This window comes from Paenarthrobacter sp. TRD_SC_7 (assembly GCF_056156245.1).
On record NZ_CM149587.1, the window covers coordinates 3,494,206 to 3,506,195 of the forward strand.

The 11,990-nt window shown below is 63.6% G+C and carries 8 protein-coding genes; 7 read left to right on the top strand and 1 reads right to left on the bottom strand.

Going from position 1 to position 11,990, the window contains the following annotated elements; all coding sequences use genetic code 11:
* Positions 1-21 precede the first annotated feature (21 nt).
* From AC0J5Z_RS16735 to AC0J5Z_RS16750, 4 genes are all read left to right on the top strand, one after another.
* Positions 22-822 carry a purine-nucleoside phosphorylase gene (locus tag AC0J5Z_RS16735; RefSeq protein ID WP_475034388.1) on the top strand — a complete coding sequence of 267 codons (801 nt, stop codon included), beginning with the start codon at positions 22-24 and terminating at the stop codon, positions 820-822.
* A 503-nt stretch (positions 823-1,325) separates the two neighbouring features.
* The gene (locus tag AC0J5Z_RS16740; protein ID WP_475034390.1) at positions 1,326-2,927 is read left to right on the top strand and encodes a glycoside hydrolase family 68 protein; all 1,602 of its coding nucleotides are present in this window, start codon (positions 1,326-1,328) and stop codon (positions 2,925-2,927) included.
* A gap of 94 nt (positions 2,928-3,021) precedes the next feature.
* A complete protein-coding gene (locus tag AC0J5Z_RS16745; RefSeq protein WP_475034393.1) occupies positions 3,022-4,644 on the top strand; it encodes a glycoside hydrolase family 32 protein in 1,623 nt (540 codons plus the stop codon).
* Between the two features lie 101 nt (positions 4,645-4,745).
* Positions 4,746-6,491: a phospho-sugar mutase gene (locus tag AC0J5Z_RS16750; RefSeq protein ID WP_475034395.1), complete on the top strand. Its 1,746-nt coding sequence runs from the start codon at positions 4,746-4,748 to the stop codon at positions 6,489-6,491.
* A 5-nt stretch (positions 6,492-6,496) separates the two neighbouring features.
* On the opposite strand, the gene nirD is transcribed toward AC0J5Z_RS16750, so the two are convergent.
* The gene (nirD, locus tag AC0J5Z_RS16755; protein ID WP_475034397.1) at positions 6,497-6,859 is read right to left on the bottom strand and encodes a nitrite reductase small subunit NirD; all 363 of its coding nucleotides are present in this window, start codon (positions 6,857-6,859) and stop codon (positions 6,497-6,499) included.
* A 282-nt stretch (positions 6,860-7,141) separates the two neighbouring features.
* Between nirD and nirB the strand changes: the two genes are divergently transcribed.
* Genes nirB through AC0J5Z_RS16770 form a run of 3 tightly spaced genes read left to right on the top strand, consistent with a single transcriptional unit; the run spans position 7,142 to position 11,986 of the window.
* Positions 7,142-9,772 carry a nitrite reductase large subunit NirB gene (nirB, locus tag AC0J5Z_RS16760; RefSeq protein ID WP_475034400.1) on the top strand — a complete coding sequence of 877 codons (2,631 nt, stop codon included), beginning with the start codon at positions 7,142-7,144 and terminating at the stop codon, positions 9,770-9,772.
* 9 nt (positions 9,773-9,781) lie between these two features.
* A complete protein-coding gene (gene cobA, locus AC0J5Z_RS16765) occupies positions 9,782-10,816 on the top strand; it encodes a uroporphyrinogen-III C-methyltransferase (RefSeq protein ID WP_475034402.1) in 1,035 nt (344 codons plus the stop codon).
* Positions 10,817-10,828: 12 nt separating this feature from the next.
* Complete coding sequence (locus tag AC0J5Z_RS16770; protein ID WP_475034404.1) at positions 10,829-11,986, top strand: uroporphyrinogen-III synthase; 1,158 nt, start codon at positions 10,829-10,831, stop codon at positions 11,984-11,986.
* The last annotated feature ends 4 nt before the right edge of the window (positions 11,987-11,990 follow it).

The window sequence follows — 11,990 nt, forward strand, 5'->3', positions numbered from 1 at the left end:
CCAGTGAGTAACACTGAGCTGATGAACACAGACCCCTTCGAAGCCGCACAGGCCGCCGCTGACTTCATTGCTGCGGAGACCGGCGTCGAGTCCCACGATGTAGCCCTGGTGCTCGGATCCGGCTGGGCCGAGGCCGCAGATCTCATCGGTGAAACCACCGCCACCCTGAATGCATCCGAAGTCCCGGGCTTCCATAAACCTGCCGTCGTGGGCCACGTAGGAACCATTCGTTCCGTCCTCACCAAGGAGGGAAAGCGGGCTCTGGTCTTGGGCGCCAGGACGCACTACTACGAGGGCCGCGGGGTGCGGTCCGTCGTGCACGGCGTGCGCACTGCCGCCGCCGCTGGTTGCAAGACACTCGTCCTAACCAACGGTTGTGGCGGCCTCAACGAAGACTGGACCCCGGGAACTCCGGTCCTCATCAGCGATCACATCAACCTCACCGCAACCTCACCGCTTGAGGGCGCCACGTTCGTGGACCTCACCGATCTCTACTCCTCACGGATCCGCGACCTTGCGCGTGAAGTTGATTCCTCCTTGCAGGAGGGCGTGTACGCGCAGTTCACAGGCCCGCACTACGAGACGCCGGCAGAGGTACAGTACGCCAAGCGGATCGGTGCGGACCTTGTGGGTATGTCCACGGCACTGGAAGCCATCGCCGGCCGCCACGCAGGAATGGAAGTTTTCGGCATCTCGCTGGTTACCAACCTTGCGGCCGGCATCAGCCCTGTTCCCTTGAGCCACGCGGAAGTCCTGGAAGCCGGACACGCAGCGGGCAAGCGAATCTCGAAGCTCCTGGCGGAAATCATCGCCAAGCTTTAGCAGGCACTAAAGGCCAAACTGGCTGGCATTTGCTGTTGTTCTGAGCATAGGGAACAACCACTAATGCCAGCCAGTTTTCTTTTCCCATAGGGGCAAGCCGCAGGAAGCGTCAAGTCAAATGGCGCGCTGGAAAACGCACAGCAAATTCTCAGAATAAATCTGATTTATGACGAAACAATTGACTTTGGCCTCGAGGTTTTGGCACGCGCGCGTGTTGCCAATGTAAACGCTTGCGCAATATGGCCGACAACCGGAGCCAGAGCCGTGAAACAGGCTTTGCTTTGAACCTCACACGTGTTTAGCGTGGAAAGTGCCCCGGTAAGTCGACGTGCCGGAGCACCCGCGGCGAGCACCCTCCAAGGGACCGCCGCACCTCGAAACGATGGCGTCCCTCGAAGACGCCTCCAGCGGATCGACGGACGCCTGAGTAGAGAACCCCTCATCAGGGGAACAGGGCATGCGCCCCACTCCACGAAGTCCAACACTCCGCGAGAAGAGCAAGCATGAACACGCACTCAATCCCTCAACGGCCACGCCGCCGTCTGCGACGGGCAGTAGCCGTCGCAGCGGCAGCCAGCGTGGCGGGCACCATCCTGCTGGTCACGCCCGCTGCACAGGCAAACCTGCCGGCCGACCCGCCGTCGAGCACCATGCCGGCACCCACGCCCGGATTCCCGCTGCCGAGCCTGCACACCCAGCAGGCTTATGATCCGGCGGCAAATTTCACGTCCAAGTGGACGCGAGCCGACGCCAAACAGATCATGGCGCAAAGCAACCCCAACGTCGCCCCTGGCCAGAACTCCATGAGCCCCAACGTCACCATGCCCGAAATCCCCAAGGACTTTGCGGCCATGAATGACGACGTTTGGGTCTGGGACACTTGGTCCCTGACCGACGAAAACGCGAACCAGATCAGCTATAAGGGCTGGGACGTGATCTTCGCCTTGGTCGCCGACCGCCACGCAGGCTACGGCTTCGACCAGCGCCACTGGAACGCCCGGATCGGTTACTTCTTCCGGAAGACCAACGCCGATCCCGCCAAGGACAAATGGAACTACGGCGGACACCTGTTCCTGGACAACACGTCCATCGGCAACACGGAATGGTCCGGTTCCACGCGCCTCATGCAGGGAAACAAGATCAACGTGTTCTACACGGCCACCACGTTCTACGACGTCGCCGAGCGCAACGCCGGCGGCGGAGGAATTGCCCCGGATGCGGCCATCGCCAAGGCCCTCGGCAATATCCACGCCAACCAGAACGGCGTGACGTTCGACGGCTTCCAGCACACCAAGCTGCTGGAACCGGACGGAAAGCTCTACCAGAACAAGGCCCAGAACCCGGGCTTCGCGTTCCGTGACCCGTACACGTTCGCCGATCCAGCCCACCCGGGCAAGACCTTCATGGTCTTCGAAGGCAACACCGGCGGCACCCGTGGCTCCTACAAATGCAAGCAAGAGGACTTGGGCTACCGCCCGGGCGATCCGAACGCGGAGACCGTGGACCAGGTCAACAGCACCACCGGCGCCTGGTACCAGACCGCCAATGTGGGCCTGGCGGTGGCCGACAACAAGGACCTCACCAAGTGGAGCTTCCTGCCGCCGATCCTGTCCGCCAACTGCGTCAACGACCAGACTGAGCGTCCGCAGATCTACATCCAGAACGAGAACGGCAAGAACAAGTACTACCTGTTCACCATCAGCCACCAGTTCACCTACGCGGATGGCATGCGCGGCCCTGACGGCGTGTACGGCTTTGTCGGCGACGGCGTCCGTTCGGACTACCAACCGGTCAACAACAGCGGACTAGCCTTGGGCTCTCCCACTGACCTGAACATGCCGGCCAACGCGCCGGAGGGTCCGGACCCGCGGCAGAACGGCCGCCAGTTCCAGGCTTACTCGCACTACGTACAGCCCGGCGGTCTCGTCCAGTCGTTCATCGACAACGTGGACGGCGTCCGCGGCGGCTCCCTGTCACCCACCGTGAAGATGAACTTCAAGGGTGGCGTGACCCAGGTTGACCGCAGCTTCGGCCAGAACGGCCTCGGCCCGTTCGGCTACCTGCCCACCAACCTCCGCGTTGGCGGCGAAGGCCACTACAAGTAGGCCGTAATACCCTGGCCGTGAGGCCGCGGCAGGGGTGTTGGCTCCAGAAGAGCCAACACCCCTGCCAACCCCCAACCCTTCAGGATTTCTCCCCATGACCTACCCCAACCGCCACCTGTCCCGCCGCCAAATGCTGGCCGCAAGTGCCGCCGTCGTTGTCGCCTTCTCTGCCGCGTCCTGCACGCCACCGGAAAGCCCGACGCCGGTCCCAACCCCGGGCGGGCGCCGCCCGTCCCCTTCGGATCCATGGCGGCCCGTCGCGCATCTGACAGCTGAGAAGAACTGGCTCAACGACCCTAACGGGCTTGTCTACCACGACGGGACCTACCACGCGTTCTACCAGTACAACCCCCGGGGGAACTCGTGGGGCAACATGTCCTGGGGGCACTCCACCAGCCAGGATCTGATCCACTGGGAACAGAAGCCCGTTGCCTTGGAGGCGAGCCCTGAGGAAGAGATCTTCTCCGGCTGCATCGTGATGGATAAGAACAACGCGTCCGGACTGGGGTCCGCCCAGAACCCACCTATGGTGGCCCTCTACACCAGCGCATATGGAAAGAACGGTGCGCTCCCCCAAGGTGCGCAAGCGCAATCCGTGGCCTTCAGCCTGGACAACGGAAGCACGTGGCAGAAGTACCAGGGCAACCCCGTGCTGAACCTTGCACCCACCAACAACAACTTCCGCGACCCCAAGATCACGTGGTACGAGCCCGGCCGCTACTGGGTGATGACTACCGTCGTAGCGGACGCGCAGGTAGTGAAGATGTTCAAATCCACTGACCTGCTCCGTTGGGACTTCCTCAGTGATTTCGCCGGCGTGGGCGCCCAAGGAGGGCTCTGGGAAGTACCCGAACTCATCCAGATGGACGTGGAGGACTCCACCGCCAAGAAGTGGGTGATGCTGCTGAGCATCAACCCCGGTGGTATCGCGGGCGGCTCGGGCATGCAGTACTTCGTGGGCGAATTCGACGGGACCCGCTTCACTTCCGAGAACGCTGCCGCACCGGATGCGCCGCTCAACGAATCGCAATGGCTGGATTACGGCGCCGACTACTACGCAGCGAACTCCATCTCCGGAGCGCCCGGGGACAAGCCCGTGTTGCTCGGTTGGATGGGCAACTGGGACTACGCCCAGCACGTTCCCACCACACCGTGGCGCGGCTCCATGGCAATTCCGCGCGAACTCACCTTGGTTCGGGGTGAGAAGCGGCTTGAGTTGCGATCTGCCATAGCCGGCGCGGCACGGCAGGCGCTGGAACGCTCCGGTGAGGTGAAGAGCAATAACCTCACCGTCAGCTCCTCAACCAAGGACCTTGGCCAGGACTTCACGGGACGCACCCAGCTGATCGAACTGGACATGGACCTGACCTCAGCGCTCGAAGCAGGCGTTCTGCTCCGCCAATCATCCTCCGCCTCCGAAGACGGGCTGCGCATCTCCTATAACAAGGAAAGAGGCACTGTCAGGGTGGACCGGTCAAAGGCCGGAACCAGCAACTTCTCCGAAAAGTTCAGCCCATTCCATGAGGTATCACTGCCTTCCCCCGGCAGCAAGGTCCATCTCACGATCCTCCTCGATTCGTCCTCGGTGGAAGTCTTGGCTGCGGGTGGAACTGCGGTCATTTCGGACACGTTCTTCCCGGATTGGGACGCCACGGAATCTTCGGCTTTCAGCGTCGACGGCGACACGGACTTCACCGTGCGGACGCGGGCACTTTAGGGCCGCTGAGGGGCGGGATCTCACCCTTTACAACCGCTCATAAGGCCGAGATCTCACCCCTCGTTGCCCGTGAAGCGCCCATTGAGGATAGTTTTGTCCCTATGACATCCAGCGATGCCGCATTTGAACAGCTGATCACCGACGCCCGCCAATGGGCTTCCCAAGACCCGGACCCGGCGACGTCGGCTGCTCTCGTCGAGCTGGCCGACCTCGCCAGCGGCGGTGACGCGGGAGCTGTCCAGGAACTGGGCGACAGCTTCAACGGCACCCTGCAGTTCGGCACAGCAGGCCTCCGCGCGGCGCTCGGCCCCGGCCCCAACCGGATGAACCGAGTCGTCGTCCGCCGGGCAGCGGCAGGTTTGGCGGCCTTCCTCACCGAAACTGTTGCCGCGGCGGCGCCGGGCACCCGGCCCCGCGCCGTCGTCGGCTTCGATGCCCGCTACAACTCGGACATCTTCGCGGAAGAGACCGCGGCGATCTTCACAGCAGCGGGCATCGAGACGTTCCTGATGCCGGCAGCACTTCCGACGCCGTTGCTCGCCTACGCGGTCAGGAACCTGGATTGCGACGGCGGCGTGATGGTCACAGCCAGCCACAACCCTCCGCAGGACAACGGTTACAAGGTTTATCTGGGGCGACACGCCGTCTCCGAGAGCGGCCGCGGCTCGCAGATCGTGGCACCGTATGACGCCGGGATCGCGGCGAAGATCGAGGCCTTGGGGACGTTGGAGTCGATCGAACTCGCAGACAGCGGCTGGTCGGTGCTACCGACGTCCATCGCTTCCGACTATGAATCCGCCATGTCCGGCTTGGTGGATCCGGAGCACTTCCCCGCACGGAACCTGAAGATCGTCCTGACCCCCATGCACGGCGTCGGCGGCCAAACGGCCCTCTCAGTCCTGAACGCCGCCGGCTTCACGGATGTCACCCTCGTGGCCGAGCAGGCTGAGCCGGATCCGGACTTTCCTACGGTCGCATTCCCCAACCCGGAAGAGCCGGGCGCGCTGGACCTGGCACTCGCCGCGGCCGCGGACTCGGGTGCGGACATTGTCTTGGCCAATGATCCCGACGCCGATCGGGCTGCGGTTGCTGCGTTGGATCCCGCCACGGGAGCTTGGCGTATGCTGCGGGGCGACGAAGTTGGTGCACTTTTGGGTGCCCACATCGTGGCGCGTTTGGCTGCAGGTGCGGGGGAAGAGCCGCAGACCGGCGTTTTTGCGAACTCGATTGTTTCGTCGCGGCTGCTCTCGCGGATCGCGGCAGCAGCCGGATACCTCCACGAGGAAACGCTCACTGGCTTCAAATGGATTTCGCGCGTTCCCGGCCTCACATACGGCTACGAAGAAGCGCTGGGCTACTGCGTGGCACCAGACCTGGTGCGCGACAAGGACGGCATTTCAGCGGCAGTGCTGATCGCGGAACTCGCAGCGACTGCCAAGGCCGACGGCAAGACGATCTTCGACACCCTGGATGACTTGTACCTGGTACACGGGCTGCATGCGAGCGACCAGCTCAGTATCCGGGTGGCGGATTTGGGACTCTTGGACGCCATGATGAACCGCCTGCGGGTCAACCCGCCGGAAGCATTCGGAGGCTCCGCCGTCGAGGTTTTCGCCGATCTCGCGGAAGGAAGCGAAGCCCTGCCGCCCACGGACGGACTGCTGTACCTCACGCGGGACCAGAGCCGCGTGATTATCCGGCCCAGTGGCACGGAGCCCAAGCTGAAGTGCTACCTGGAAGTCATCCAGGCCGTGGAGTCCGCGGCGGAACTTACTGCTGCACGCCAAGCAGCGCGGACATCCCTGGACGATGTTCTCAGGGACGTCCGCGAAGCCTTGGGCTTGTAGGGCTTTTAGAGTTCAACCTCGATGAAGCCGTCCACCAAGCGGGTGGCGAAAGCATCAAGCTTGAGTTCAGGATTGGTGAAGCATTCACCGGTTTCGAGGTCGTAGACCTCTTTGTGCAGCGGCGACGCGATGGTCGGCCGGCTTCCGCGGGATCCGATGATTCCGCGGGCCATAACGTTGGCGAGCGTCGCCGGGTCCTGCTGTGCCACAGCGAAGACCTCGGCGGGCGTAGTGCGGAACAGCGCAACCTGACGGCCTGCGATCAGCGCGGCCTCGCCCCAAGCCAGTTCGAGTTCATCCACCGGGCAAACACGGTGCCATGTTGCGGTGGTGGTCAGGTCCTCGGCACGGTCCAGAATTACGGTCATTTCAGCCCCTCTCACTGTGTCCGGGTGCTGGCATTCTTCACCGTTACTCCCCCGGACCGGGCCGCGCTTGCGGCCACTACTCCAAGCTAGGACCCGGGTGTTTCATCGGTAGTCCGGGTTTGTGTCGAACGCGTAAAAGAGACCTCACACCTCACGAAATGCGTTCGTGATGCAGAAGTTAAGATCACGAAACAAAAGGGAAACTGAAGCGAAACTGCCCGTCCCTAGGCTGGAAGCACAAGTTGCGGAGATCCGTCTGCAACATCTGCGAAAGGCCCACCAGTGACCGGACACACTTCAAGTACAGAGAACCCGCGCCGCATCGTCGTCGTCGGCGGCGGCCCCGCTGCCCACCGTTTCGCCGATGCCATGTTCAATCGCGGTCTTGAAGGTTGGCAGGTTACGGTGCTGACCGAAGAGGCCCACCTCCCCTACGACCGCGTTGCGCTGAGCAAGGCCCTCACGGAAACCGGCGTGGACCTCACTTTGGGCGATGCGTCGATGTGGGACCACGAGGCACTGACGTTGGTAACCGGCGAGCGCGCCGTGAAGATCGATTCGGTTGCCAAGAGTGTCCTCACCGCCGCCGGCAACAAGTACGAATACGACCACTTGGTGGTGGCATCGGGTTCTGACGCGGCCCGCCTCCCCATCCCCGGTTCCGAGCACACCCACGTTTACCGCACGCTCGAGGACGTCTGGGCCATTAACAAAGCCATCGCCGAGCTGCGCGAAAAGCTGGGCCGCAAGGTCAACGCGGTCACCATTGGCGGTGGCTTGCTTGGACTTGAGTCCGCTGCCGGTACCGAGCAGTTGGGCGCCACACCGATCGTCATCAACGGTGCACCGTGGCTCATGAACACCCAGTTGGATGAGGGCGCCGGCCAAGCCCTTGGCCGCCTGATCGAAGCCAAGGGCTTCGAAGTTCACGGTGGAGTCTTCCCCTCCGAGGTAGTGACGGACGACGACGGCAACGTCACCGGTGTCCTGATGGCTGACGGTCGCACCATCGACGCCGACCTCGTGATCGTCGCTATCGGCGTCAAGCCCCGCGACGACCTCTTCCGCGCCGCAGAAGGTGAAGAGCAACTGTTCAGCCTGGGCCAACGCGGCGGTGTGGTCATCAACGATTTCTGTGCCACCGAAGTCGATGGCATCTGGGCCATCGGCGAAGTAGCCAACTTCGAGGGCATGTGCCTCGGCCTCGTAGCTCCTGCAAACACCATGGCCGAGATCGTGGCAGACCGGCTTCATGGTGGCGAAGCAACCTTCCCGGGCTTTGACACTGCCACCAAGCTCAAGTTGTCCGGCGTTGACGTGGCCAGCTTCGGCGACGCATTTGCCCGGACCGAGCACTCCCTGGAGATCGTCTACGCCGACCCCGCTCGTGGCGTCTACCAGAAGATTGTCACCACCGACGATGCCAAGACCCTCCTCGGCGGCATCTTCGTGGGCGACGCTTCCCCGTACATGAGCCTCCGCCCGCTCCTGGGCCGCGAATTGTCCGCCGAACCGGGCGCCTACCTGAGCGCTGCCGGTGGTGGCGAAGCTCCGGAGACCGAGCTTCCGGACGATGCCATCCTGTGCTCCTGCAACAACGTAGCCGCCGGAACAATCCGCGACACCATCAACGGTTGCGGTGCCTGCGAGGGCAACTCCCCCGTGCAGGAACTCGGCGAGCTCAAGGGCTGCACCCGCGCCGGCACCCAGTGTGGTTCCTGTGTCCCTATGCTGAAGAAGCTCCTCGAAGGCGAACTGACGAAGTCCGGCATTGAAGTGTCCAAGGCACTCTGCGAGCACATCAGCCTCTCTCGCCAGGAACTCTTCGACGCCATCCGCGTCCTGGAACTCACGTCCTTCGAAGACATCATGGCCAAGTACGGCACCGGAGCAGGCTGCGATATCTGCAAGCCGACCATTGCCTCCATCCTGGCCAGCCAGCACTCCGCCTACGTCTTGGATGCCGGGCGCGGTTCCCTGCAAGACACCAACGACCGCGCTTTGGCAAACATGCAGAAGGACGGAACCTACTCGGTGGTTCCCCGCATTGCCGGCGGAGAGATCACACCCAAGGGCCTCGGCGTCATCGCGGCCGTCGCGGAGAAGTACAACTTGTACACCAAGATCACCGGCGGCCAGCGCATCGATATGTTCGGCGCCCGCCTGGAGCAACTCCCGGACATCTGGAAAGAACTGGTGGACGCCGGGTTCGAATCCGGACAGGCCTACGGAAAGAGCCTTCGCACGGTGAAGTCCTGCGTTGGTTCCACGTGGTGCCGATTCGGTGTTCAGGATTCGGTGGCCATGGCCATCGCCTTGGAGCTGCGATACCGCGGCCTCCGCAGCCCGCACAAGCTGAAGATGGGTGTCTCCGGTTGCGCCCGTGAATGTGCCGAAGCCCGCGGCAAGGATGTTGGCGTAATTGCCACGGCCGACGGATGGAACCTGTACGTAGGCGGTAACGGTGGCGCCACCCCGGCGCACGCCCAACTGCTGGCCAAGGACCTGGACGACGAAACCCTGCTGAAGTACATCGACCGGTACCTCATGTACTACATCCGAACGGCTGACCGCCTCCAGCGCACCGCCCGCTGGCAGGAGGAGCTCGACGGCGGCATCAGGCACGTCGAAGAAGTAGTGGTCAACGACTCCTTGGGCATCGCAGAAGAGCTTGAAGCCACGATGGCCAAGCACATCGATACCTACGAGGACGAGTGGGCCGAGACCCTGAAGGACCCGGAGCGCCTCCGCCGTTTCCGTTCCTTCGTCAACGCCCCCAACCAGAAGGACGAGTCCATCTCCTTCGTTCCGGAGCGCGGCCAGATCCGTCCGGCCACCAACGAGGAAAAGGGCGGCGTGCTCATCGCTTCCACTATCCCGATCCGCAGCGAAACCGTCGGCGCAGAAAACTAGGGGTTCACCATGCAGCTCACCATTGATCTCACCGGCCGCGACGTCCTTGTCACGGGATCTGAAAAGTCCGCCCGCCAAGCGGTGCGCCGCTACCAGGGCGCCGGCGCCAACGTGTACCGGCTCAGCGCCCCTGAAGGCGTCCCGGGCGACGGTCAGCTCCCCGAGCGCCCGTTCCTGGTGGCGGTAGTGGACGACGGCGGGGCCGGCTGGCTGCCGCTGGTGGAACGCTGCCGCGACGCCGGGATTCCGGTTGCGTTTGAACCTGCACCTGGCGCCGAGGGCCATGTAACCCTGGTGGGTGGAGGGCCCGGAGCCCTGGACCTGCTGACGGTGGGTGCCGTGGACGCCCTGCGGGATGCCGACGTCGTGTTTTACGACCGGCTCGCTCCCTACCAGGAACTGGCCGACCTGACCTCTGCAGAGCTCGTGGACGTTGGAAAGCAGCCCGGGCTCCACAAGGTGACTCAAAGGGACATCGAGAAGCTCATGGTGGAAGCGGCGCTTCTGGGCAAGAACGTGGTCCGGCTCAAGGGAGGCGATCCGTATGTGTTCGGCCGCGGCGGCGAAGAAGTAGCTGCCTGCGTTGCTGCCGGCGTCCCGGTGAGGGTCATTTCCGGTGTCACCAGCGCCATCTCGGTTCCGGCCGCAGCTGGAATCCCAGTGACGCACCGCGAGGTGAGCCACATGTTCACCGTTGTGTCCGGCCACGCCCCTTTGACGGAGAAGGAACACACCCACCTTGCCGGCCTGGGCGGGACCATTGTAGTCCTCATGGGCATCGGCACCTTGCCCCAACTGGCGGCGGGCCTGCGCCGCGCGGGGATGAATTCGGACATGCCAATGGCCGTGGTGGAACGTGGATACCGCCCGGGGCAGCGAACCACCATCGCTGACCTCGGTACCATCGAAACGGCAGCCACCGGCTGCAGCAACCCGGCCGTGCTGGTCATCGGCGAGGTGGTCCGGGTGGCTGAAGCCAACCGGAATCATGCCGAAGCATCCGCTGAACTGAGCCGACTCGCGGCTTCGCTCCTTGAAGCCTGAAGGTAAGAACACATGACTGTTGCACGTGCCATCGAAGTCCAGGACGCTACTGTCGCCCCGGAAGTTTCCGAAGCCGTAGAAGCTCCGTTGGATGGATTCCGCATCGGCGTCACCTCGCACCGCCGCTCCCGCGACCTCATTGAGGCACTGGAACGTCGCGGTGCGAGCGTGTTGCATGCCCCTGCCCTGAAGATCGCCCCTGTGCAGGAGGACATGGTCCTCATCGAGGACACCCGCACCATCATCGCGGCCAGGCCGGACATCTGCATCGCCACCACCGCCTACGGCATGCGGCGCTGGTGCGAGGCCGCTGATTCCTTCGGCATCGGCGAGCAGCTCTTGGAAACGCTGTCCGCCTGCCGCATGTTCGTCCGTGGTCCCAAAGCCCGCGGCGCCGTGCGGGCGGCTGGCCTTGCCGACGTCGGAATCAGCAGTGACGAGACCACCGCCACGCTGGTGGACATGCTGCTGGCCGAAGGCGTGCGCGGCAAGACTGTGGCCGTGCAGCTGCACGGCTACACGGACGTCCGCCAGCTGGAACGGCTCCGGATGTCCGGGGCCACCGTCCTTACGGTGACCCCGTACCGCTGGGTGAAGCCCGACGGCGAAGACAAACTGCCGCGCCTGATCGAAGCCGTAGTCAGCGGCAACCTCGATGTATTGACGTTCACCAGCGCCCCGGCCGTGGACGCGATGTGGAGCACCGCACACGAAATGGGACTCTACCGCCAGCTCATCGAGGCCCTCAAAGGGCCGGTGACTGTTGCGGCCGTTGGACCGGTTACCGCACAGCCGCTGGTCGACGCCGGGCTGACGCCACTGATTCCCGACCGTTACCGCATGGGCGCACTGATCCGTCTGGTGACCGAACACCTGTCCCTGAACCACGTGCGCCGTTTGGAGACCAAGAGCGCCACCATCGAGCTGCGAGGGCGCTGCTTGCGGATCAACGGTGAAGTAGTGGAGCTTGCACCGGCTCCCCTCCTGCTGCTGCGAGCGCTGCTCGGCGCGGGTGGGGCTGTCCTGTCCCGCGAGGCGCTCTCTGACCTTTTGGATCTCCGTGGTTCCGTGCACGCCTTGGACATGACGGTGAGCCGGCTCCGGTCCTCCCTTCCGGACGGCAAGCTCGTGGAAACCGTGGTGAAGCGCGGCTACCGGCTGCGGGCTTAGATTC

What these genes read in the sequence shown, in the direction of transcription:
- AC0J5Z_RS16735 (WP_475034388.1), top strand. Translation starts at nt 22, where the DNA reads ATGAACACAGACCCCTTCGAAGCCGCACAGGCCGCCGCTGACTTCATT.
- AC0J5Z_RS16740 (WP_475034390.1), top strand. Translation starts at nt 1,326, where the DNA reads ATGAACACGCACTCAATCCCTCAACGGCCACGCCGCCGTCTGCGACGG.
- AC0J5Z_RS16745 (WP_475034393.1), top strand. Translation starts at nt 3,022, where the DNA reads ATGACCTACCCCAACCGCCACCTGTCCCGCCGCCAAATGCTGGCCGCA.
- AC0J5Z_RS16750 (WP_475034395.1), top strand. Translation starts at nt 4,746, where the DNA reads ATGACATCCAGCGATGCCGCATTTGAACAGCTGATCACCGACGCCCGC.
- nirD (WP_475034397.1), bottom strand. Translation starts at nt 6,859, where the DNA reads ATGACCGTAATTCTGGACCGTGCCGAGGACCTGACCACCACCGCAACA.
- cobA (WP_475034402.1), top strand. Translation starts at nt 9,782, where the DNA reads ATGCAGCTCACCATTGATCTCACCGGCCGCGACGTCCTTGTCACGGGA.
- AC0J5Z_RS16770 (WP_475034404.1), top strand. Translation starts at nt 10,829, where the DNA reads ATGACTGTTGCACGTGCCATCGAAGTCCAGGACGCTACTGTCGCCCCG.